General features: G+C 73.9%; 18 protein-coding genes. 13 read left to right on the top strand and 5 right to left on the bottom strand.

The genetic code is table 11. From position 1 onward, the window contains the following. Positions 1 to 101 precede the first annotated feature (101 nt). Positions 102 to 1490, top strand: coding sequence for a cystathionine beta-synthase (locus tag AC07F3_RS29395; RefSeq protein WP_479117442.1), 1389 nt, complete (start codon positions 102 to 104; stop codon positions 1488 to 1490). Positions 1491 to 1876: 386 nt separating this feature from the next. Here AC07F3_RS29395 and AC07F3_RS29390 read toward each other — a convergent pair whose 3' ends face one another. Together AC07F3_RS29390 and AC07F3_RS29385 are read right to left on the bottom strand one after the other, a co-directional pair. Next, complete coding sequence (locus AC07F3_RS29390) at positions 1877 to 2320, bottom strand: hypothetical protein (protein ID WP_479117441.1); 444 nt, start codon at positions 2318 to 2320, stop codon at positions 1877 to 1879. Then, a complete protein-coding gene (locus AC07F3_RS29385; RefSeq protein WP_479117440.1) occupies positions 2307 to 3851 on the bottom strand; it encodes a purine-cytosine permease family protein in 1545 nt (514 codons plus the stop codon). The genes AC07F3_RS29390 and AC07F3_RS29385 overlap by 14 nt, the downstream gene beginning before the upstream one ends. Positions 3852 to 3935: 84 nt before the next feature. Between AC07F3_RS29385 and AC07F3_RS29380 the strand changes: the two genes are divergently transcribed. The 3 genes from AC07F3_RS29380 (at position 3936) to AC07F3_RS29370 (ending at position 5997) form a co-directional block, all read left to right on the top strand. After that, entirely contained in the window at positions 3936 to 4499 is a 564-nt protein-coding gene (locus AC07F3_RS29380; RefSeq protein WP_479117439.1) for a hypothetical protein, read from the top strand. 11 nt (positions 4500 to 4510) lie between these two features. Beyond that, a complete protein-coding gene (locus AC07F3_RS29375) occupies positions 4511 to 5350 on the top strand; it encodes a MurR/RpiR family transcriptional regulator (RefSeq protein WP_479117438.1) in 840 nt (279 codons plus the stop codon). Positions 5351 to 5430: 80 nt separating this feature from the next. Then, complete coding sequence (locus AC07F3_RS29370) at positions 5431 to 5997, top strand: hypothetical protein (protein ID WP_479117437.1); 567 nt, start codon at positions 5431 to 5433, stop codon at positions 5995 to 5997. A 12-nt stretch (positions 5998 to 6009) separates the two neighbouring features. Here AC07F3_RS29370 and AC07F3_RS29365 read toward each other — a convergent pair whose 3' ends face one another. After that, positions 6010 to 7365, bottom strand: coding sequence for a type III PLP-dependent enzyme domain-containing protein (locus AC07F3_RS29365; protein ID WP_479117436.1), 1356 nt, complete (start codon positions 7363 to 7365; stop codon positions 6010 to 6012). Positions 7366 to 7479: 114 nt separating this feature from the next. Here AC07F3_RS29365 and hutU point away from each other — a divergent pair, with 114 nt between their 5' ends. The 4 genes from hutU (at position 7480) to hutI (ending at position 13314) form a co-directional block, all read left to right on the top strand. Beyond that, positions 7480 to 9138: a urocanate hydratase gene (hutU, locus tag AC07F3_RS29360; RefSeq protein WP_479117435.1), complete on the top strand. Its 1659-nt coding sequence runs from the start codon at positions 7480 to 7482 to the stop codon at positions 9136 to 9138. Between the two features lie 356 nt (positions 9139 to 9494). Further along, positions 9495 to 10685 carry an allantoate amidohydrolase gene (locus AC07F3_RS29355; RefSeq protein ID WP_479117633.1) on the top strand — a complete coding sequence of 397 codons (1191 nt, stop codon included), beginning with the start codon at positions 9495 to 9497 and terminating at the stop codon, positions 10683 to 10685. After that, entirely contained in the window at positions 10676 to 12013 is a 1338-nt protein-coding gene (locus AC07F3_RS29350) for a formimidoylglutamate deiminase (protein WP_479117434.1), read from the top strand. The genes AC07F3_RS29355 and AC07F3_RS29350 overlap by 10 nt, the downstream gene beginning before the upstream one ends. A 134-nt stretch (positions 12014 to 12147) precedes the next feature. Further along, positions 12148 to 13314 (top strand): imidazolonepropionase, encoded by a 1167-nt coding sequence (gene hutI, locus AC07F3_RS29345; RefSeq protein ID WP_479117433.1) that lies wholly within the window; start codon positions 12148 to 12150, stop codon positions 13312 to 13314. A gap of 6 nt (positions 13315 to 13320) precedes the next feature. On the opposite strand, the gene AC07F3_RS29340 is transcribed toward hutI, so the two are convergent. Together AC07F3_RS29340 and AC07F3_RS29335 are read right to left on the bottom strand one after the other, a co-directional pair. After that, entirely contained in the window at positions 13321 to 15447 is a 2127-nt protein-coding gene (locus AC07F3_RS29340; protein ID WP_479117432.1) for an FGLLP motif-containing membrane protein, read from the bottom strand. Between the two features lie 153 nt (positions 15448 to 15600). Next, positions 15601 to 15900 carry a hypothetical protein gene (locus tag AC07F3_RS29335; protein ID WP_479117431.1) on the bottom strand — a complete coding sequence of 100 codons (300 nt, stop codon included), beginning with the start codon at positions 15898 to 15900 and terminating at the stop codon, positions 15601 to 15603. Between the two features lie 267 nt (positions 15901 to 16167). On the opposite strand from AC07F3_RS29335, the gene AC07F3_RS29330 reads away from it, so the two are divergent. From AC07F3_RS29330 to AC07F3_RS29310, 5 genes are all read left to right on the top strand, one after another. Further along, the gene (locus tag AC07F3_RS29330; RefSeq protein WP_479117632.1) at positions 16168 to 17247 is read left to right on the top strand and encodes a GNAT family N-acetyltransferase; all 1080 of its coding nucleotides are present in this window, start codon (positions 16168 to 16170) and stop codon (positions 17245 to 17247) included. A 137-nt stretch (positions 17248 to 17384) separates the two neighbouring features. Continuing rightward, positions 17385 to 18632 (top strand): glycosyltransferase family 2 protein, encoded by a 1248-nt coding sequence (locus AC07F3_RS29325; protein WP_479117430.1) that lies wholly within the window; start codon positions 17385 to 17387, stop codon positions 18630 to 18632. Beyond that, positions 18629 to 19432: a polysaccharide deacetylase family protein gene (locus AC07F3_RS29320; protein WP_479117429.1), complete on the top strand. Its 804-nt coding sequence runs from the start codon at positions 18629 to 18631 to the stop codon at positions 19430 to 19432. The genes AC07F3_RS29325 and AC07F3_RS29320 overlap by 4 nt, the downstream gene beginning before the upstream one ends. Before the next feature lie 125 nt (positions 19433 to 19557). Further along, positions 19558 to 21474 carry a hypothetical protein gene (locus AC07F3_RS29315; protein WP_479117428.1) on the top strand — a complete coding sequence of 639 codons (1917 nt, stop codon included), beginning with the start codon at positions 19558 to 19560 and terminating at the stop codon, positions 21472 to 21474. 536 nt (positions 21475 to 22010) lie between these two features. Continuing rightward, complete coding sequence (locus AC07F3_RS29310; protein ID WP_479117427.1) at positions 22011 to 22448, top strand: hypothetical protein; 438 nt, start codon at positions 22011 to 22013, stop codon at positions 22446 to 22448. Positions 22449 to 22456: the final 8 nt, after the last annotated feature.

Genomic DNA, 22456 nt, shown 5'->3' with positions numbered 1-22456 from the left:
AACTGCCCGGTAGCGGGTGTCGCTCAATCCAGTGCAAAGGTGAACACCCCGTCGTGATCCGCATACGCTGGCGGTACCTAATCGGAGACCCGGAGACAACGGTGCGATTCCACGACTCGATGATCAGCCTCGTAGGCAACACCCCGCTGGTGAGGCTCAACAGTGTGACCCAGGGCATTCAGGCGACAGTCCTGGCCAAGGTCGAGTACTTCAACCCGGGCGGCTCGGTGAAGGACCGCATCGCCGTCCGCATGATCGAGGCGGCCGAGCAGTCCGGCGCGCTCAAGCCCGGCGGCACCATCGTGGAGCCGACCAGCGGCAACACGGGTGTGGGCCTGGCCATCGTGGCCCAGCAGAAGGGCTACAAGTGCATCTTCGTCTGCCCTGACAAGGTCTCCACGGACAAGATCAACGTGCTGCGGGCGTACGGCGCCGAGGTCGTGGTCTGCCCGACCGCCGTCGATCCGGAGCACCCGGACTCGTACTACAACGTCTCGGACCGCCTGGTGCGCGAGACGCCCGGGGCCTGGAAGCCGGACCAGTACAGCAACCCCAACAACCCCCGTTCGCACTACGAGACCACCGGTCCCGAGCTGTGGGAGCAGACCGAGGGGAAGATCACCCACTTCGTCGCGGGCGTCGGCACCGGCGGCACCATCTCCGGCACCGGCCGCTACCTCAAGGAGGCCAGCGAGGGCCGGGTGCGGATCGTCGGCGCGGACCCCGAGGGCTCCGTCTACAGCGGCGGCTCCGGCCGGCCGTACCTGGTGGAGGGCGTCGGCGAGGACTTCTGGCCGACCGCCTACGACCAGGACGTGACCGACGAGATCGTCGCCGTGTCCGACAAGGACTCCTTCCAGATGACCCGGCGCCTGGCCAAGGAGGAGGGCCTGCTCGTCGGCGGCTCCTGCGGCATGGCCGTGGTGGCCGCGCTGAAGGTCGCCGAGGGCCTCGGCCCGGACGACGTGGTGGTCGTGCTGCTCCCGGACTCCGGGCGCGGCTACCTCTCGAAGATCTTCAACGACGAGTGGATGGCGGACTACGGCTTCCTGGAGGAGGCCGGACCCTCGGCCCGCGTCTCCGACGTGCTCGGCTACAAGGAGGCCGGTCACCTGCCCTCGCTCGTGCACATGCACCCCGAGGAGACCGTCGGCGAGGCCATCGAGGTGCTGCGCGAGTACGGCGTCTCGCAGATGCCCATCGTGAAGCCGGGCGCGGGACACCCCGACGTGATGGCCGCCGAGGTCATCGGCTCGGTCGTCGAACGCGAGCTGCTCGACGCCCTGTTCACCCAGCGAGCCTCGCTGGACGACGCGCTGGAGAAGCACATGAGCGCGCCGCTGCCGCAGGTCGGCTCGGGCGAGCCGGTCGGCGACCTGATGTCCGTGCTCGGCAAGGCCGACGCGGCGATCGTGGTCGTCGAGGGCAAGCCGACCGGTGTGGTCAGCCGCCAGGACCTGCTGGCCTTCCTGGCCCGCACCCCGCAGTAGGCCCCCGGGCCGCCGCTACTCCCGCAACTCGCCCGCGAGGTGCGGGAGTCGGCGAACCAGCCGAAGTCGCGCAACCGGTACGAGCGCGACATGTGCGCGCAGCACCCGCTTAACACGGCTCGTGCACAGTGGTGGATGTCGGCGGGGGACCCCGGGCAGGGGCCCCGGCCGGCACACCAGCGGCGTCGAGGAACCTCCGGAGCGGCTCCCGGACCTCCCCGATCGCCCAGGACGCGGAGACCGGCCCTGACCCGGGACCGTGTCCCTCGCGGGGACCGCCGTCGTCCCGCCCCCCGGGCGACCGGGGGTGCGGCGGTCCCCGCGATCACCTCTTCCCGCTTCGTCGGCGTCGGGCCAACCCGGCCTGCCCGTCGGGCGGTTGGGGCTCAGTCGTCCTCGCGGGACCGCCGCGGGCGCAGCCACGGCCAGCGGTGCGCCGCGTGCACGGCGTTCACCGCCACGATGCCGAGCCAGGTGGTGAGCAGTCCGCTGTACCCGGCGTGCGCCGCGCCGATCGCGGAGAGCGGTATCGCGAGGATCAGCGAGATCATGGCGAAGCCGAAGCGCTCGCCGAAATGGTTCTCCTGGTCGCTCCGGGGCGGGCGGCCGCCGCGGGCCACCACCATCTGCTGCTCCGCCAGTTGCCTGCGCACGCGCCGGTCGACCGAGCCGTCGACCCGCTGCTCGACCTTCTCCAGGAAGGAGTCGACGAGCGCGGACTCGTACTCGGGGCCGAGCTCCCTGCGGGCGTTCAGGGTGGCGTCGAGTTCCTTCTTGAGCTCAGCGTCCTTCACGAGACTGGGCCTGGGCTCGGTGTCACGGGCATCCATGCATGTCACGGTACGGATCCGACGCCGTCTCCACACGGGGGCTACCCCCCGTATTCCTCGCTCGTGCCAGCACGAAGAAGAGCGCCGCCGGGACCGCGAGCCCCACGATCCAGGAGACGTCGGCGCCGCCGAGCCGCTCGACCAGCGGGCCGGTGTAGAAGCTCGTGGCCAGGAAAGGGAGTTGGGCGAGCACCCCGAGGACGTAGACCGACAGCGCGTCCCAGCGCCAGGCGCCGTAGCGGCCGCGCGGGTCGAACAGAGCCGGGATGTCGTAGCGCTCGCGGGAGATCAGGTAGTAGTCGACCAGGTTGATCGCGGACCACGGCGTGAAGGAGGTCAGCAGGAACAGCAGGAAGTCCTTGAACGAGGTCAGGAACGAGTCCTTGCCCGCGAGCGCCACCGCCGTGCCGGCCACCATGATGCCGCCGATGTAGAGGGCGCGGGCGCGCGGCCCGATGGTCTTCTGGGCGCGGAAGCCGCTGACGCTGGTCACCATCGACATGAAGCCGCCGTAGGTGTTGAGCACGTTGATGGTGAGCTTGCCCAGCGCGATCGTGAAGTACAGGAACGAGGCGATCAGGCCGGTGCCGCCGAGCCCGACCACGTAGCCGACCTGGTGGGCGAGGAAGGCGTCGCCCGCCGTCGCGGCGACCAGCACGCCGAAGGTCATCGACCACTGCGAGCCGAGCGCCGAGCCCGCCAGCGTCCACCAGAAGGTGGCGCGGGCGCTGGTGGTGCGGGGCAGATAGCGCGAGTAGTCCGCGACGTACGGGCCGAACGCCAGCTGCCAGGACGCCGAGAGGGAGACGGCGAGCAGGAACATCGGCAGGTGGAAGGCGCGGTCGTGCAGGACCGCCGTCAGGTCGATCCGCTCCAGCAGGCGTATGCCCAGGTAGACGAAGGCCAGCGCGCAGACCGCGCTCGCCACCCGGCCGAGCGCGTGGATCACCCGGTAGCCGATCGTGGCCGTCACGGCCGTGACCAGGGCGAAGACGACGATGCCGGGGGTCTCGCCGAGGTGGGTGAGCTCGCCGACCGCCTGGCCCGCGAGCACGCTGCCGCTGGCGAAGAAGCCGACGTACATCACGATCACCAGGAGCAGCGGCACCACCGCGCCCCGCACGCCGAACTGGGCCCGCGAGGAGATCATCTGCGGCAGGCCGAGGCGCGGGCCCTGCGCCGAGTGCAGCGCCATCACGGCGCCGCCGAGCAGGTTGCCCACGACGAGGCCGATCAGGGACCAGAACGCGCCGCCGCCGAAGACCACCGCGAGGGCGCCGGTCACGACGGCGGTGATCTGGAGGTTGGCGCCGAGCCAGAGCGTGAACTGGCTGAAGGCGCTGCCGTGGCGCTCGTCGTCCGGGACGACGTCGATGGAGCGGCGCTCCACGAGCAGGGCGCCCAGTGCTGCGGGCTGGAGGGGCTGAACGGGCTGGTCGGGCTGGGCTGGTTCGGCTGCTTCGGCCATGGAGGGGGTGTGCTCCTTCGCGACGAGGAGGCGGTGCGGGCTTGCCCGGCTGTATATGGTCATGCAGAGTTCTGGGTGTCTGAATAACTTGTCAATGGTTCGCGCCCGGACCGTTGGCCCCGCGCCCGGAAAAGGTGGTGTTCGCGCATGTTGTCGTCCCACGTCGTGGACGCCCCGCAGGGTGCGACGCAGGCGATCGACGAGGAACTGCCCGGCCGCGAAGTGGGCGGGATGCTCGTGGTGCGGGCCGGCCAACTGCTGGCGACCGGTGCGGGGCTCGGGCCCGCCGTCGTCACCGCGCCGTGCGAGGTCCCGGCGGCCGGGGCGCGGCCGGTGGCCAAGGAGTTCGGCCCGGTCGGCACCGGCGACCACGCCGCCCTCGGTGAGCTGCGGGCCTTCACCGCCCCGGCCCCGCTCGGCCACGCTGTACTCTCTCGGGGCGTCGAGGAGCGGGCCGGCTCCGCCTCGCTCGCGGCCCGTCGGAGCACGCGGCCCGGCGGGGCGCCGCGGCTGGTGGCGGGGTGCGAACGGGGCGCCGTGGCAGGGGTGTTGTGCCACCGCGAGCTGCGGCCGGACCCGCAGCCGCCGGTCGGGCGGGCGTGCGCGCTCGCCGACTCCGTACCCGGCGAGGACGCCACCGACCGCCCGCCGACCGCGGACGTCGACCGGGCGGCCGCGCCGCTCGACCGGTTCAAGGAGCTGAACGTATGAAGGGGGACGGCATGAGCGAGGGCCCTGCCGCACGGCTGCAACAGCTCTTCGAGGGGCGCAGGCTGACCCCGACGCAGCGGCGCATCGCCCACTGCATGGTGCGCCGCGCCGCCGACGTCCCCTTCCTGTCGAGCGTCGAACTCGCCGAACTCGCCGGGGTGAGCCAGCCGTCGGTCACCCGGTTCGCGGTCGCCCTCGGCTTCGACGGCTACCCGGCGCTGCGCCGGCACCTGCGCGAGGTGGCCCCCGCGGTGACCGGCGAGGCGGCCGAGACCTCGTACAACGAGTACCAGCAGGCCGTGCAGGCCGAGATCGAGAACCTCCAGCACCTGGCCGGGCTGCTGGCCGACCCGGGGCCGGTCGAGGACGCGGGCCGGCTGCTCGCGGCCTCCCGGCCGCTGCCCGTGCTCGGCCTGCGCGCGGCCTCCTCGCAGGCCCGCGGTTTCGCCTACTTCGCGGCCAAGGTCCACCCGGACGTGCGCCTGCTCGACGAGGGCGGCACCATGCTGGCCGATCGGATCGACGCGGCGCTGCGGGCCGGGGCCTCGGCCCTGCTGTGCTTCGCGCTGCCGCGCCATCCCCGGGAGGTCGTCGAGGCGCTGGCGTACGCGCAGTCCGCCGGGCTCACCGTGGTCACGGTCGCCGACTCGGCGTTCGCGCCGGTCGCCAAGTACAGCGACCTGCTGATCCCGGCGGCCGTCGGCACCGGGCTCGCCTTCGACACGGCGTGCGCGCCGATGCTGCTCGGCCGGGTCCTGCTCGAAGCCATGTGTGACGACCTGCCGGACGCGCAGGCCCGCCTGGAGGAGTTCGACGCGAAGGCGGCCGCGCGCGGCCTGTTCGTGGAGTAGCCGACTCGCGCGCCTCTCACGAACCGCTCATCTTGTTTGGCTACCCTCCGCGCCAGGATTTCGAGGCACGGAGGTGTGACGTGGGGCGCGGAGGGCAGGCGCTGGCGCGCGTGGCGGTGATCGTACGGGCCGGGGCGGCTCCGCTGTGGTGGTTCGGCCTGCTGGCCGCGGGCCTGGGGGCGGCGCTCCCGGTGAGCGTGACCGGGCGCCGGATCGGTCTGCTCGCGGGGGCCGCGCTGTTCCTCGTCGCCGCGGCCGCCGTGCTGGTGACCCGGCGCCGCCGCTACACCCACTTCGCCGGGGCCGCCTCCCGCGCCGCCAAGGCGGACTTCCTCCAGGACCGCTCCGTCACCGTGCGCACCTGGCGGCGGGCCTGGCGCTGGTGGCTGCTGCTCGGCTTCGCCGCGGCCGCCGGGTCCGCCTTCGCGCTGCCCGGCGCGGGCGGACTGCTGATGGCGGGGGCGGGCGCGGGCCTGTGGCTGAAGGCCGCCTGGCTCGGCCGGGTCGAGCGGGCCGCCGACGCGCTGCTCTGGGTCCGCACCGACTGGGTGCCGCGGGGTGCGCCGGTGGGCAAGCGGGTGCGCGGCTTCCGGACGACCGGCCTCGGCGCGGGCGACGCCGCGCCCGGCGGGGCCCGGCGCCGCTGAACGCTCGGGGCGTCAGAGCAGGGCGTCCGCGTGGGCGCCGCCCGCCTCCGCGACGAGGTCGGCGATCGGCTGCGGGCTGCGCACGGTCGCGAACTCCACTCCCTCGGCCGTGGCCGTGAAGCCGTGGATCCCGGGCCGGGCAAGGGAGTTGTAGGAGTAGTGGTGGGCGAAGTAGTACGCCCCCGTGTCCAGCACCGCCACGTGGTCGCCCTGTTCGAGCAGCGGCAGCGGGCGGTTCTCGGCGAGCAGGTCCCCGGCGAAACAGGCGGGCCCGGCGATGTCCTGCGCGACGGGCGGGCCCGGCTTGGGGCGGCCCTTCGCGTCGTACGCCTCGATCCGCAGCGGCCAGGACGCGGGCGCGTACACGGTGCGGGCCGCGATCTGCACCCCGGCGTGGGTGACCGCGATGGGACGGCCGCCCGAGCTCTTCGCGTACTCCACCCGGGCGAGGACCGTGCCGTGCTTGGCGAGCAGGGAGCGGCCGAACTCCGTCACCAGGCCGTACCGCCCGTCGAACAGGCCCGGCACCTCCTCCTTGAGAAGGCGGGCGTAGGCGGCGTACGTCGGCGTCTCCTCGTCGGAGCCGAAGTTGACCGGCAGCCCGCCGCCGATGTCGAGGGTGTCGACCTGCTGCCGGCCGACCGCCGCGTTGATCTCCTCGGCGAGCTCGTAGGCGGCCCTGACGCCCTGGGCCATGAGGGCGAGTGCCACGCCCTGCGAGCCGGAGTGCGTGTGCAGCCGGGTCAGCCAGGGGCGTTCCGCGTACGCCCGCACCACCGACTCCCGGGCGCCGTCGTCGAGCAGCGCCACCCCGAACTTGGACGTGGCCGTCGCCGTGGACAGCGCGTCGATGGACCCGGCGCCGAGCTGCGGATTGACCCGCAGTCCGATCGGTGAGGCGCCCGGGCGGCCCTCGTGGGAAGGGACCAGCGCGTCCAGGCGGGCCAGCTCCTGCGGGTTGTCCGCGTTGACGGCGATGCCGAGGGCGAGCGCCTCGCGCAGCTCGGCCGGGGTCTTGGCGGGGGAGTCGAGCACCGTGTCGGCGGGGCTGATCCCGGCGGCTCCGGCCAGGGCCAGCTCGCCCGGGCTCGCGACCTCCGCGCCCAGACCCTCGGCGCACAGCAGCCGCAGCACCGGCACCAGCGGGCAGGCCTTCACGGCGAAGGCGTGCAGCACGGGCGCGTCGGTGACGGCGGCGAAGGCGGCCCGCAGCGCGGCCGCGCCCGCGCGGATGCCGGTGGTGTCCAGGAGGGCGACGATGGGGGCGTCGGGCCCGGCCAGGCCCTGCTCCACCGCGGCCCGCACGGCCTGTTCGCGGCGCTGGGCGGCGGCGGTCCCGGCCGCCGGGGACGTTGCCTGGGGAGTCATGGGATCAAGCCAATCACCGGGCGGCCGGACGTGCAGGGGGACCGGTCTATTGACTAGTTCTATTCAGTGACACAGGATGTGAATATCTGGATCAGGTCACGAGGAGGCATCGCCATGTCAGGACCCCGCCCCGTACGGGCACCGCGCGGTACGGAACTGAGCGCCCTGGGATGGCAGCAGGAAGCCGCGCTGCGCATGCTCCAGAACAACCTCGACCCCGAGGTCGCCGAACACCCCGACAAGCTCGTCGTCTACGGCGGCACGGGCAAGGCCGCCCGCGACTGGCGCTCCTTCGACGCCATGGTGCGTACGCTGCGCACCCTCAAGCAGGACGAGACGATGCTCGTCCAGTCCGGCCGCCCCGTCGGCGTCATGCAGACCCACGAGTGGGCGCCGCGCGTCCTGATCGCCAACTCCAACCTGGTCGGCGACTGGGCCAACTGGGAGGAGTTCCGCCGCCTTGAGCAGCTGGGCCTGACCATGTACGGCCAGATGACGGCCGGCTCCTGGATCTACATCGGCACCCAGGGCATCCTCCAGGGCACGTACGAGACCTTCGCCGCGGTCGCCGCCAAGAAGTTCAACGGCACGCTCGCCGGGACGATCACGCTGACCGCGGGCCTCGGCGGCATGGGCGGCGCCCAGCCGCTCGCCGTCACCATGAACGACGGCGTCGCGATCTGCATCGACGTCGACCCGCGCGCCATCGAGCGCCGCATCGAGCACCGCTACCTCGACGTGAAGGCCGACTCCCTGGAGCACGCGCTCCAGCTGGCCGTCGAGGCCCGCGACGCCCGCAGGCCGCTCTCCATCGGCCTGCTCGGCAACGCGGCGGAGCTGCTGCCCCGGATGCTCGCCGAGGGTGCCCCCATCGACATCGTGACGGACCAGACCTCCGCCCACGACCCGCTCTCCTACCTCCCCGTCGGCGTGGACTTCGACGACATGGCGGCGTACGCGGCCAAGGACCCGGCGGGCTTCACCACCCGCGCCCGCGAGTCGATGGCCCGGCACGTCGAGGCCATGGTCGGCTTCATGGACGCCGGGTCCGAGGTCTTCGACTACGGCAACTCCATCCGCGGCGAGGCCCAACTCGCCGGTTATGAGCGGGCGTTCGCCTTCCCCGGCTTCGTGCCCGCCTACATCCGGCCGCTGTTCTGCGAGGGCAAGGGCCCCTTCCGCTGGGCCGCCCTGTCCGGCGAGGCGTCCGACATCCACAAGACGGACAAGGCGATGCTCGAACTCTTCCCGGAGAACGAGTCCCTGCACCGCTGGATCAAGATGGCCGGGGAGCGGGTCCACTTCCAGGGTCTGCCCGCGCGCATCTGCTGGCTCGGCTACGGCGAGCGCGACAGGGCGGGCGAGCGCTTCAACGACATGGTGGCCTCCGGCGAGCTGGCCGCCCCGCTGGCCATCGGCCGCGACCACCTCGACTGCGGCTCCGTCGCCTCCCCCTACCGCGAGACCGAGGCCATGCTGGACGGCTCCGACGCGATCGCCGACTGGCCGCTCCTGAACGCGATGGTCAACGTGGCCTCCGGCGCGTCCTGGGTCTCCATCCACCACGGCGGCGGGGTCGGCATGGGCCGCTCCATCCACGCCGGGCAGGTGTCGGTGGCCGACGGCACGAAGCTGGCGGGCGAGAAGATCCGCCGCGTCCTCACCAACGACCCGGGCATGGGTGTCATCCGGCATGTCGACGCCGGGTACGACATCGCGGAGTCGGTGGCGGACGAGCGCGGGGTCCGCATCCCGATGCGGGAGGGCGAGTGACCCCGCCCGGCCCCACCCCGGCGACTCCGCCCCCGAACCCCCGCCCGCCCCTGCCCGGCATCGACCCCGCCAGGGGCCCGGGGGTGCCCGGCACCGACCCTGTTGGGGGCGCGGGGAACGGCGCGAGCGGCCACGCACGGCCCGCGGTCGAAGACGCGTCGTCCTCCGGTGCCGCGGGGGCCACGGGGGTGCCCGGCACCGACCCTGTTGGGGGCGCGGGGAACGGCGCGAGCATCCACGCACGGCCCGCGGTCGAACGAGAGCCGCAGGCCCCCGGCCCGGCCGAGGGCGCGGGGGTGCCCGGTGTCGATCCTGCCGGGGACGCGGGGGTGCCCGGGGTCGCCTCCTTCCAGGAGATGTGGCGCGAGCTCGCGCCCATCGGCCGTCACGCCGACACCCACGGCTACCGCCGCCACGCGTGGACCGGAGCCGACCAGGAGTGCCGGGACTGGTTCCGCGCCCAGGCGGAGTCCCGAGGCCTCACCTACGAGCTCGACCGCAACGGCAACCAGTGGGCCTGGGCGGGTGACCCGGCAGCCGGGGACGCCGTCGTCACGGGGTCGCACCTCGACTCCGTACCCGACGGCGGCGCCTTCGACGGCCCCCTCGGCGTCGTGTCGTCGTTCGCCGCCCTCGACGAACTCCGCCGCAGGGGAGCGGAGTTCAGCCGCCCGCTCGCCATCACCAACTTCGGCGACGAGGAAGGCGCCCGCTTCGGCCTGGCCTGTGTGGGCTCGCGGCTCACCGCCGGACAGCTCACCGTCGAGGCCGCGCACCGCCTGCGCGACCAGGACGGCGTCAGCCTGCCGCAGGCCATGGAGCGGGCCGGGTACGACCCGGACGCCATCGGCCCCGACCCCCAACGCCTCGCCCGCATCGGCGCGTTCGTGGAGCTCCACGTCGAACAGGGCCGGGCGCTCGACCTGAGCGGGAACGCCGTCGGCATCGCCTCGGCGATCTGGCCGCACGGCCGCTGGCGGTTCGACTTCGCGGGCGAGGCCAACCACGCGGGCACCACCCGCCTGGTGGACCGCCGCGACCCGATGCTGACGTACGCCGAGACCGTCCTGGCGGCCCGCCGCGAGGCCCAACTCGCGGGCGCCGTCGCCACGTTCGGCAAGATCTCCTGCGAGCCCAACGGCGTCAACGCCATCCCCTCGCTCGTGCGCGGCTGGCTGGACTCGCGGGCCGCCGACCAGTCCACCCTGGACACGGTCGTCGCCGCGATCGAGCAGGCCGCCCGGGAGCGGGCCGAGCGCGACGGGGTGGACCTCAGCGTCGTGCGCGAGTCCTTCACGCCCGTCGTGGAGTTCGAGCACGCGCTGCGGGACGAGATCGCCAAGATCCTCGGCGGTGACACCCCGGTCCTCGGGACCGGGGCCGGACACGACGCCGGAATCCTCTCCGGCTCGATCCCGACCGCCATGCTGTTCGTACGCAACCCCACCGGCGTCTCGCACTCCCCGGCCGAGTTCGCCGGTGAGGACGACTGCGTGGCCGGGGTGCTCGCACTCGCCGATGTACTGGAGGGCCTGGCGTGCAGGTGACGTACTGGCTGGAGCACGCCTGGCTCGACCCCGTGGTCGAGCCGGGCGTGGTCGTGGAGGTGGCCGACGACGGCCGGATCTCCGCCGTCCGCACGGGGATCGAGGCGCCGCCGCCCGGCGCCGTCGTGCTGCGCGGGTTCACCGTGCCGGGCCTCGCCAACGCCCACTCGCACGCCTTCCACCGCGCCCTGCGCTCCACCGTGCAGGTCGGCTCCGGGACCTTCTGGACCTGGCGCGAGGTCATGTACCAGGTGGCCTCCCGGCTCACCCCGGACTCGTACCACGCGCTCGCCCGCGCGGTGTACGCGGAGATGGCGCTGGCCGGGATCACCGCGGTCGGCGAGTTCCACTACCTCCACCACGCGCCGGGCGGCACCCCCTACGACGACCCCAACGCGATGGGCGAGGCGCTGATCGCCGCGGCCGCCGAGGCGGGGATCCGGATCACCCTGCTGGACACGGCGTACCTGTCCTCGGGGTTCGGCGCCGCGCCCGACCGGCACCAGCAGCGCTTCTCCGACGGCACGGCCGAGGCCTGGGCGGAGCGCTGCTCGGCCCTCAAGGAGCGGCCGCACGCCAGGATCGGCGCGGCCGTCCACTCCGTACGGGCCGTTCCCGCACGGGAGTTGGGCACGGTCGCGCGGTGGGCGCAGGAGCGGCGGGCGCCGCTCCACGTGCACCTGTCCGAGCAGACGGCCGAGAACGACGCCTGCCTGGACGCGTACGGGATGACGCCGACCCGGCTGCTCTCCGAGCACGGGGTGCTCGGGGAGCGCACCACCGGCGTGCACAACACCCACCTCACCGACGCGGACATCGCGCTGCTCGGCACCACGCGCACCGGCACCTGCATGTGCCCCACCACCGAACGCGACCTCGCCGACGGCATCGGCCCCGCGCCCGCCCTCCAGCGGGCGGGCTCCCCGCTCTCGTTGGGCAGCGACAGCCACGCCGTCATCGACATCCTCGAAGAGGCGCGGGCGATGGAGCTCGACGAGCGCCTGCGCACCCGGACGCGGGGGCACTGGACGGCGGCAGCCCTCCTCCGCGCGGCCACGGCCGACGGGCACGCGGCGCTCGGGTGGGACGAGGCGGGGCGGATCGAGGCGGGCGCGCTCGCCGACCTCGCCACGATCGCGCTGGACTCCGTCCGTACGGCGGGGGCGGTGCCCCGGCTCGCCGCCGAGACGGCCGTCTTCGCCGCGTCCGCGGCGGACGTGCGGCACGTGGTGGTGGGCGGCCGTCAGGTGGTGCGGGACGGCTCCCACACCCTGGTCCCCGACGTCCCGTCCGCCCTGTCCAAGGCCCTGACCACCCTGCGAACCTGACCCCGCGCCCCTGCCGGGAACAGCCCTGCCGGGGGGCGCGGGGAACCGCGCGACCCCGCCCCCACCGGGCCGCACCCGACGCACTCCGCCGGAGGCTTTCGGGAAGGGGCGGGGCGGGGGACAGAAAGGAACCCATGAGCACCACCCTCGTACGGAACATCGCCACCCTCGTCACCAACGACCCCGAGGGGGGAGACGGCCCCCTCGGCCTCGTCCACGACGCCGCCCTCGTCGTCGAGGGCGACCGGGTCGCCTGGGTGGGCCGCACGGCCGACGCGCCCCCGGCCGACGAGGCCGTCGACGCGCGGGGCCGCGCCGTGATCCCCGGCTTCGTCGACTCCCACAGCCACCTCGTCTTCGCGGGCGACCGGACCCAGGAGTTCAACGCCCGCATGTCCGGCCAGGCGTACGCGGCCGGCGGCATCCGGACGACCGTCGCCGCCACCCGCGAGGCGAGCGACGAGGAGCTGGGGGCCAACGTCGCCCGCTACCTCGCCGAGGCGCTGCGGCAGGGCACCACCACCCTGGAGACCAAGTCCGGGTACGGGCTCACCGTCGAGGACGAGGCCCGCGCGCTGCGCGTCGCGGCCGAGCACACCGACGAGGTCACCTACCTCGGCGCGCACATCGTGGCCCCCGAGTACGCCGACGACCCCGCCGGATACGTCGAGCTGGTCACCGGCGAGATGCTCAACGCCTGTGCCCCGTACGCCCGTTGGATCGACGTCTTCTGCGAGAAGGGCGCCTTCGACGGGGACCAGGCGCGCGCGATCCTCACCGCGGGCAAGGCCGCCGGGCTGCTGCCGCGCGTCCACGCCAACCAGCTGACGTACGGGCCCGGGGTGCAGCTCGCCGTCGAGCTGGAGGCCGCGTCCGCCGACCACTGCACCCACCTCACCGACGCCGACGTGGACGCGCTCGCGGGCAGCGCGACGGTCGCGACCCTGCTGCCCGGCGCCGAGTTCTCCACCCGTGCTCAATGGCCGGACGCCAGGCGGCTGTTGGACGCCGGGGCCACCGTGGCGCTGTCGACCGACTGCAACCCGGGGTCGTCCTTCACGTCCTCGATGCCGTTCTGCATCGCGCTCGCCGTACGCGACATGAAGATGACGCCCGACGAGGCGGTGTGGTCGGCGACCGCGGGCGGCGCGGCCGCGCTGCGCCGCACCGACATCGGCCGGCTCGCCCGCGGCGCCCGTGCCGACCTGGCGTTCCTGGACGCGCCCTCGCACGTCCACCTCGCCTACCGGCCCGGCGTCCCGCTGGTGAGCGAGGTCTGGCGGGCCGGGCGCAGGGTCTGAGCGGCCTCACGCCGCCACGGCCCGCCGCTCCCGGCGGGCCACCCAGCCGCGCAGCGCCAGCGAGAACGCCGCGGCCAGGACGAACAGGCCGGTGGCGACGAGCACGGTGGTCCAGCGCAGGTCCTTCGAGACCAGCAGCCCGGTGCCCACGCCCGGGTGCAGCTGGTTGAGCAGCACGTGGAAGAAGAGGACGAGGGCGACCAGGTAGATGCCGTACCAGGCGGCCCTGTTCCACCGCTTCAGGGTGCGGCCGTCCATGCCGGACAGCGGCAGCATCCCGAACACCACCACCTCGACCCCGCCCACCACGATCAGGGCGACCGTGTAGGCGAGCACGTACGGCAGGGTGCCGGGTCCGGCGCCGCGCCCGGCCTCCAGGAGCGGCGCGCCCAGCGTCCAGACGAGCAGCGAGGCCGCCAGGGTGCAGATCCCGGCGATCAGGACGGTCTGGCCCTTGGGCATGGCGCGCGAGCCGGGCGGCGGAGTGCCCAGCACCAGGTACACCGCGACGAGCCCGTAGACGTACGGCACCGGGGACGCCAGCCAGCGCGAGAGCGCGGCCATGAGGACCGCGAGCACCAACCCGGCCGGAACCACCCGCAGTTCGGACCGCAGCCCGAGCTGCCCGGACCGCGCCAGGCAGTCCTTCGTCTTCTCGTACGTCATGAGGACGAGCAGCATTCCGGCCGTGGCGCCCAGGACCTTGACGACGGTTCCCGCGCCCCAGTGGGTGGTCGCGTCGGCCCACACCACGAGCGTGCCGCCGCCGAGCGCGTAGCCGCCGAGCCGCAGCCAGGCCGGCACGCGGACATCGCGCCGCCGCACCGTGCGCCACCAGCGGGCCAGCGCGTTCTCGGCGGGCTGGGAGGGGAACGCCTTCTCCAGGAGCAGCACCAGCAGCAGGAACCAGACGGCGAGGAGGCCCGAGCCCGCCAGGTCCTTGAGCGCCCAGGACACCTCGGCGGGGGTCCGCAGACTCCCGACGAGTCCGGCTCCGTGCCCGCCCCCGGACGGTGGCAAAGGGGCCGGGGGGACGGGGCCGGGTACGGAGCCCGAGGCCCCGGGCGAGGGCGCCGGGGGCCCGCCCCGGCCGGTGTCCGAGGGGGTGGGATGCGCTGCCGCGCGCCGCGTGGCCCGGCCGGTGGGCGTGTCGTCCGGGGTGGCGCCGGGGGGCGAGGATGTGCGGTCGTCCTGGTCGCGGTCCTGGGGGGACGGCGTGATCGCGGAGCCCCTGCCGTCCCCCGACGGCGTCGGGGGAACCGGGGAGGCCGGTGTCGTCGGCGGGACGACCACCGCGGGCGCTTCGACCGTGTAGCCCGCCGTCGCCAAGAGGTCCGCGCCCTGCGTGGTGCGGCCGCCGTCGACGCCGTTGGCGAGGCCGCGACAGGTCACCGCCACCCGGTGCGGGCCCGCCGCGGCGCCGTCCGGCACCTTCAGCGTGGTTTTGATCGTTCCCGTCCGCGCCGCGGTGGCGGATCCGACGGCGCTCCCGTCCCACAGGACACGGGCGCTCTGGGCGCACGAGAAGCCCGTGCCCAGGACGCTCACCGGGCTGCCGGGCCGGCCGGACCCGGGTGTGAGGGTGAGCGCGGGCGGCGGCAGGTCCGGCGCGCTGACCCGGAAGGTTCCGCTGCGGCTCACCGCGTGGGGCGAGGCGCAGGCCGCGGTGACCGTGTGCGTCGAGCCCGGGACGGCGTTGGCGGGGACGACGTACCGGTGGGTGAAGGCTCCGGACGCGTCGGTCCACCCCGTGACCGGCGGGAAGAGATCGCTGGTCAGCGTGAGCGGCCCGGCGGATCCGGTGCCGCGCCCGGCGCAGTCGAAGCCGCTTCCGTTCACATGGAGCGGCCCGTCCGGCTCGGCCGTCGGGTACACGCTGAACACCGGGTTCGCGGACGGCAGCCGCGTGGTGGGCGACGGCTTCGGCGCGGCGTGAGTGGGCCCGGCCAGTGGCGTGGAAGGGCCGGGCCCCGGCGTGGACCGCGCGGGTGCGGAGCCGACCGCGGCGGCCGTCGCCGCCGTGGTCACCATGCGCGCGGGCGCCGCCGGATCCGGCCCCCCGGCGACGGCCGGCAGCGCTGCCGCCGTGCACGCCGCCACGCACACACCCCGTTTCCACAGCCTCTTCTCCACAGGCTGTGCCCCCTTGGTCCGCGCGGCCCTCCCCGGACCGCTCCGCCTCCGGTTACCTGTCCTAGGACGCCACGGTCCCCGGCAGAGGGTTCCGGTGCGGAGGCGGCGCACTGGAGCGCGATTGCCCGGCGGATATGCGCCGTGCGCCCCGGGTCAGGAACCGGCCAGGCGCTCGATCTCCGCCGTGTCACCCCGCGCGAGCAGCCCGAAGAGCCGCAGCACCTCGTCCTTGGACACGCCGGACAGCTGGCGCGGGGGCGCGTCCGGCTCGTCCAGGTTCTCCCACAGGAGCCAGAGCAGCTCGCCGCTCGGGAAGGCGCTCATGGACCAGCCGTTCTCGTGGGTCAGGGAGACGTCGGGGTGCTCGTCGTCGGCGTCGGCCAGGCCGTCGAGGATCGTGCGCATCGTCGCCTCGTCGGGTTCGTCGACGGAGGTGCCCGACAGATCGGTCATGAAGTAGCTCATACCGTGCATTAGCTCACGCCGGGCGCCCCCTCCGTGCGCCGGGCCCGCCCGCCCCGCCCGCCGCCCGGCCCGCGGGGGCCGGAACGACGACGCCGTACCAACCTTCACCGTACGGTCACAAACCACGTGGGAGTACCTACCGTCGGGTGAAATCGACCGGTACCGTCCAGGTTCAGCGTGGCTCAGGGGGAGACCGGGGGGTCGAGGGTGAGCAGTCTGCGCGGGAGCGGCGCCGCCGAGGGCGCACGGGGCCGGATACGAGTGGTGCGGCCCGGCGATCTGAGCGCCGGGGAGCTGGAGGTCTGGCGCGAACTGCGGGCCAAGTCGCAGGCGCCGGAGAACCCTTTCCTGGAGCCGGAGTTCACCCTGGCCGTGGGCCGGGTGCGGTCCTCGGCCCGGGTCGCCGTGGTGCACGACGACGACGGCGAGCCGGCCGCCTTCTTCCCGTACGAGAAGGGGAAGGTGGGCCGGGGGCGGGCCATCGGGTTCGGCGTCTCGGACTGCCAGGGCCTCGTGTCCCGGCCCGAACTCGCCCTGGAGCGCGACGCGTTGATGCGCGCCTGCGGGCTGTCCTCCTGGGAGTTCGACAACCTGGAGGCGGGCCAGCCGCTGTTCGCGGCGGACGCGGCCGCCGAGTACGCCTCCTATGTGATCGACGTGGGGGCCGGTTACGCCGCGTACGAAACGATCCTGCGGCGGCACTCCCCGAAGTTCTTCAGGACCACCGCCGCCAAGGAGCGCAGGCTGGGGCGGCAGGCGGGGGAGGTCCGGTTCGTCTTCGACGAGCGGGACCCGGCGGCGCTGGCCCGGCTCATGGAGTGGAAGTCCGCGCAGTACCGCCGCACCGGGCGGCGCGACCGGTTCGCCCAGGAGTGGATCAGCACCCTGGTGCACCAGCTCGCCCACACCCGCGCGCCCGGCTGCTCGGGGGTGCTCTCCGTCCTGTACGCGGGCGGCAGGCCGGTCGCCGCGCACTTCGGGCTGCGCTCGCGCACCGTGCTGGCCTGCTGGTTCCCGGCGTACGACCCGGAGTTCGCCAAGTACTCGCCCGGTCTCGTGCTGCATCTGCGGATGGCCGAGGCGGCGGCGGCCGAGGGCATCGGGATGCTGGACCTCGGGCGGGGCGCCGCCGAGTACAAGGACGCGCTGAAGACCGGCGAGATACCGGTGTACGAGGGGGCGTCGACCCGCCCCGGCGCGGGGGCGGTGCTGCACTGGATCGGCCGGGAGCCCGCCCGCAGGGCGCACGGGTTCGTCCGGGAGCGGCCGAGGCTCGCCGAGTTCGCGCAGCGCAGCCTCAAGCGGGCCGGGCGGTTGCGCGGCGCCGGAAAGTAGCCCCGGACGGGGCACGGCCATCAACGGCCATCAAAGGACCCGGAGTTACGGGGGGAAGCACAGTGTCGGACAGGTCGTCGCACGGGCCGGAGGCCCAGGGCCTCGTGAGACCGCGGGGCATGGGTGGGGGGATCAGCGTGGGGGAGCTGGATCTCGACGGACTGGACGGGGACGTGCTGTCCCTGACCCCCGCGCCGGGCGGGCCGCCGATCGGCCCCGGCGAGGTGTACGTCCTGGTCAGGCTGCGGGGGCGGCCGGTCGGGACCGTGCTCGGCCAGGTCGGGCGGGGCGACGACGCGGCCGAGGTGCTGGCCACGGCGGCCCGCAAGCAGCTCACCGGGTTCGTGCCCGAGGAGCCGCCCGCGCCCACGCGGCGACCGCCGCGCGCCAGCGTCATCGTCGCCACCCGCGAGCGGTCCGGCCAACTCGCCCGCGCGCTCGACTCGTTGCTGGACCAGGACCATCCCGACCACGAGATCCTCGTCGTCGACAACAACCCCGCCACCGATCAGACCCGCGAACTCGTCGAGGGCCACTACGCCGCGCTCGGGGTGCGCTACGTCGTGGAGCCCGTGCCGGGCCTGGCCGCCGCGCACAACCGGGGCGTCGCGGCCGCGCACGGCGAGGTCCTCGCGTTCACCGACGACGACGTGATCGCCGACCGGCGCTGGCTGTCCTCGCTCGCCGCGCCCTTCGCGGACGATCCCCGGCTCGGCTGCGCCACCGGCCTCATCCTGCCCGCCCGCCTCACCACGCCCGCGCAGATCCTGCTCGAAAGCCACGGCGGCTTCACCAAGGGCTTCGCACCCCGCCACTTCGACCCGCGCAGGCCCCCGGCCGACGAGCCGCTGTTCCCGTTCACGGCCGGCCGGTTCGGCTCCGGCGCCAACATGGCCTTCCGGGCCGGCGTGCTGCGCTCGGTCGGCGGCTTCGACCCGGCGACCGGCACCGGAACCCCGGCCCGCGGCGGCGACGACCTGTACGCCTTCGCCCGGGTCGTGGTCGCGGGCCACCGGCTCAGCTACACGCCCGAGGCGCTGGTGTGGCACCACCACCGCGAGACCTGGCAGGACCTGGAGAACCAGGCGTACGGCTACGGCGCCGGGCTCACCGCCTACCTCACCGCGATCATCGTGCGCCGCCCGGCGCTGCTGCCCGCGCTGCTCGCCCGGGTGCCGCGCGGCCTCGCGCACGCGCTCGCGATCAGCGCCCACCGCGACGCGGGCGAGCAGTCGGTGCCCGGCGAGCACGGCGCGCAGAGCTACCCGTGGCCGCGCTCGCTGTCCCGCCTGGAGCGCAGGGGCATGCTGTACGGGCCGCTCGGCTATCTGCGCGCCCGGTGCCGGGTGCGCGGCCACCGGCGGCCCTGGGAGACGGGCCGATGAGCACCGGCGCGGCCCCCGTGCCGGTGCTGCTCTACCACGCGGTGATGGACGACCCGCCCGGCTGGATCGCCGAATTCACCGTCGCGCCACGGCAGTTCGCGGCCCAGCTCGACGTCATCCGCGCCAGCGGACGTACGCCGGTGACCATCGGGGCGCTCGCCGCCCACCTCGCCGGACGCGCCCCGCTGCCGCCCCGGCCCGTCGTGCTCACCTTCGACGACGGCTTCGCCGACCTGCCGGGCCGCACCGCCGAGGCGCTCGCCGAGCGCGCCCTGCCCGCCACGGCCTACCTCACCACCGGCGCGATCACCCCCGGCGGCCGGAGCCTGCTGCCGCCCGCGCCGATGATGAGGCTCGACCAGGCGAGGGAGCTGGAGGAGTACGGCCTGGAGGTCGGCGCCCACACCGTCTCGCACCCCCAGCTCGACACCCTCCGGGCGACCGCGCTCCAGCGCGAACTCGCCGACTCCAAGGCCGCGTTGGAGGACGTGCTGGGCCACCGCATCGCCCACCTCGCCTACCCGCACGGCTACAACAGCCGCGCCGTGCGCAGGGCCGCGCGGGCCGCGGGGTACGAGACGGCCGTCGCGGTGCGGCACGCGCTCAGCTCGGAGCACGACGAGGCCTACCGCATCGCCCGGCTCATCCTGCGCCGCACCCACACCCTCGCCGACATCGAGGCGTGGATGCGCGGCGAGGGGGCACGGGTCGCCCCGTACAACGACTCGCCGCGCACCGTGGGTTGGCGCTTCTACCGGCGGACCAGAGCCGCCGTGAAGGGGCCCGTCTTCGCGGGATGACGGCGGCGGGAGGCGATGACGGTGTAGCCACACAAACGCGAAGAGTGTTCCTATACTTCGCTCAAGGGACAGCCAGGGGACAGCGGCGTGACGGCCGCGACCACATCTGTGGGGGGAGTCGCACTGTGCAGCAGCGTGTGCCCACGCCGGTCCAGGGGAGCAAACGGCAGCCCTCCGGCGATCCGGCCATGGAACAGATGGCCGACGCGCCGGGCAGGGGCTCCCGGCGCTGGTCGAGACCCGCTCCCCTCCAGCTCCAAACGCTGCTCACCTGGCTCCCGTTGGCGGCGGCCACCGCCTTGTGGGTGTACTCGCTGCCGCACATCGACTACCGGCACATGGGCGACTGGGGCCTGCTCGACCAGCTGCCCGCCGCCTTCTACCTCTCCCTCGCCGTCCTCACCGGCGGCTTCGTCGTCAGCCTGCGCCGGGCGGGCACCGCGCCCTGGTGGCCCGGGCTCTACAGCGTCGCCCTGCTCTTCGCCCTGAAGGCGCCGACCGCGATCCTGTACGACTCGGTGCGCTACCCCTGGTCCTCCAAGCACGACGCGGTGGTCAACCACCTCCTGGCCAACCAGGAGCTGCGGCCGGGCGTGCCGCTCTCGGGCAACATGGCGGCGTACGACCAGTGGCCCGGCTTCTTCACCCTCAACGCGGGCCTGGTGCGCGCCTTCGGCGTGGACACCGCGGCCTCGTACCTCAACTGGGCCTCGCTCTTCTACGGCGTCGTCCTCATCCCCGTCCTCGTCCTGATCTACCGCACCTTCGCCGAGGACTGGCGCCTCGTGTGGACCGGTGTGTGGATCTTCGAGGTCGCCAACTGGGTCGGCCAGGACTACTTCTCGCCCCAGGGCATGGCGCTGATCCTGGACCTGTCCGTACTGGCCGTGGTCTTCCGGCACTTCGTACGCCCCGGCGCGGCGGGCGAGCTGCGCTCACGGGCCAACCTCGACCCCGCAGCGGCCAGCGTGCCGCCGCCCACCACGGGCCGCCAGCGCGCGGTCTGCGTGGCGATCCTGGCCCCGCTGATCGCCGCCATCAACTTCACCCACCAGCTCACCCCGGTGATGCTGTGCGTCGCCCTGGTCGCCCTCAACCTGACCCGGCGCTACCGCAACCCCGGGCTGCTCGTCGTCACGGCCGTGATCATGCTGATCTGGGACGTCACGATGGGCCGCCCGCTGTTCGTGGAGACGCTGGCCTCCCTCAAGGAGTCCGTGGGCAACCTCCTCAACAACTCGCGGGCGGGGTACGCCGGTCAACTCACCGGCCCGGGGCCGGTGTTGCAGGGCCGGGCCGACGTCGTCATGGTCCTGGTGATCGCCGCCCTCGCCGTGGTGGCCGTCGTCCTGCGCCGCAAACTGGTCAAGAGCGCGCTTCCGCTGCTCCTGGTCTCCGTCGCGCCGGTGCCGCTGTTCGCCGTCAACGACTACGGCGGCGAAATGCTCTTCCGCGTCTACCTGTTCGGGCTGCCCGGGGCGGCGTTCTTCGCGGCGGCCGCCCTGGTGCCGGCGGCGGCCGGGCAGGACACCGGGAGGATCAGCCCCGTGGTGCGCCGACGGGTCGCGGCCGTCGCCCTGCCGCTGGTGCTCGTCCTGCTGGTGGCCGGGTTCGTCCCCGCGTACTACGGCAAGGAGCGCATGTACTACACGCCGCCCGCCGAGACGGCGATGGTGACCAAGGTCCTCGACAACGCGCCCAAGGGCTCGATGATCCTCGCCGTCACCGGCTCCTTCCCGCAGGCGCTGCACCGCTACGACCAGCTGGAGCACTGGTACGTCGCGGAGCAGGAGGAGCCGCAGAACGCGATCATGCTGCGGGATCCGGTGGGGTATCTGGAGCCCCAGCTGCCCAAGGACGGGCGGCCGGTGTACTTCATCCTCACGCGTACGCAGGACGTCTACACGGCGGGGGAGGGGCTGCTTCCCGCGGGGGGCTTCCAGGAGCTGAAGTCGAAGCTCGAGGCTTCGCCGAGGTTCCGGGTGATCGACGGCAACGCGTACGGAACGGTGCTGCAGTATGTGGCCCCGCCGCGCCGCTGACCCCGCTGAGGCCGCCCACCCGGGGCTCCGCCCCAGCCCCCGTACGCGCCCGAACGGCCCTCGCCCTCAATCGCCGGACAGGCTGAGGATGTCCATGCCGGGCCCCCTACAGGGGCGCGGGGAACTGCGCGAGCAACCACGCGCGGTCGGCGGACGAAGGCGGGGTTGGGGCCCCAGGGCGCCCGCCATCGCACCCGGCCAGGGAAGACCCACTAGGGGCGCGGGGAACTGCGCGAGCAACCGTGCACGGTCGGCGGACGAAGGCGGGGTTGGGGCCCCAGGGCGCCCGCCATCGCACCCGGCCAGGAAAGACCCACCAGGGGCGCGGGGAACTGCGCGACCGGCCACGCACGGCGGGCGGACGAAGGGGAGTTGGGGGCGCGGGGAACTGCGCGAGCAACCGCGCACGGTCGGCGGACGAAGGCGGGGTTCGGGGCCCGGAGTGGCCCGCCTTCGGACCCGGGCAAGGAAGGCCCGCCAAGGGGAACCACGGGATGGACAGTCAGCCAGGCTCACCGACCGGGAGGTCGTCGCACATGCGCCTCAACCAGACGCACATCAGAACCACCGTCGCCCTCTCCGGCTGGCTCGCCCTCGCGGCCACCGCGCTCCCCGCGGCGAGCCCCCTGCGCTGGATCCCCGTGCTGCTCTTCGTCTCGCTGGGCCCCGGCTTCGCGCTGCTCTACCCGCAGCCCGACATGCTGCGGCCCGGCGCCCGCCTGGAGGCGCTCGCGCTCGCGGCGCCGCTCAGTCTGTCGTTCGGGGCGCTCGTGTCCACCTGCCTCTTCCTCGTGCACGGCTTCTCGGCGACCGCGTTCCTGATCTCCCTGGCCGCCTTCTCGACCGTGGCCTGCGCCTTCCCGGGGCTGCCGCTGCCCGCCGCGACCCGGGGCGCGGTCGAGCGTACGAGAGGCGGGAAACCCAGCAAGCGCAGCACCCCCGGCAAACCCGGCAAACCCGGTCCCGCCCGGTGAGCGGGGCG

It is taken from the genome of Streptomyces sp. NPDC045846 (assembly GCF_056431605.1).
This window is presented reverse-complemented; position numbering and strand designations above follow the sequence as displayed.

Coding starts and splice junctions, on each gene's coding strand:
- AC07F3_RS29380 (WP_479117439.1), top strand. CDS start 3,936: ATGTTGTCGTCCCACGTCGTGGACGCCCCGCAGGGTGCGACGCAGGCG.
- AC07F3_RS29310 (WP_479117427.1), top strand. CDS start 22,011: ATGCGCCTCAACCAGACGCACATCAGAACCACCGTCGCCCTCTCCGGC.
- AC07F3_RS29335 (WP_479117431.1), bottom strand. CDS start 15,900: ATGACCGATCTGTCGGGCACCTCCGTCGACGAACCCGACGAGGCGACG.
- hutI (WP_479117433.1), top strand. CDS start 12,148: ATGAGCACCACCCTCGTACGGAACATCGCCACCCTCGTCACCAACGAC.
- AC07F3_RS29355 (WP_479117633.1), top strand. CDS start 9,495: ATGTGGCGCGAGCTCGCGCCCATCGGCCGTCACGCCGACACCCACGGC.
- AC07F3_RS29375 (WP_479117438.1), top strand. CDS start 4,511: ATGAGCGAGGGCCCTGCCGCACGGCTGCAACAGCTCTTCGAGGGGCGC.
- AC07F3_RS29385 (WP_479117440.1), bottom strand. CDS start 3,851: ATGACCATATACAGCCGGGCAAGCCCGCACCGCCTCCTCGTCGCGAAG.
- hutU (WP_479117435.1), top strand. CDS start 7,480: ATGTCAGGACCCCGCCCCGTACGGGCACCGCGCGGTACGGAACTGAGC.
- AC07F3_RS29320 (WP_479117429.1), top strand. CDS start 18,629: ATGAGCACCGGCGCGGCCCCCGTGCCGGTGCTGCTCTACCACGCGGTG.
- AC07F3_RS29390 (WP_479117441.1), bottom strand. CDS start 2,320: ATGGATGCCCGTGACACCGAGCCCAGGCCCAGTCTCGTGAAGGACGCT.
- AC07F3_RS29365 (WP_479117436.1), bottom strand. CDS start 7,365: ATGACTCCCCAGGCAACGTCCCCGGCGGCCGGGACCGCCGCCGCCCAG.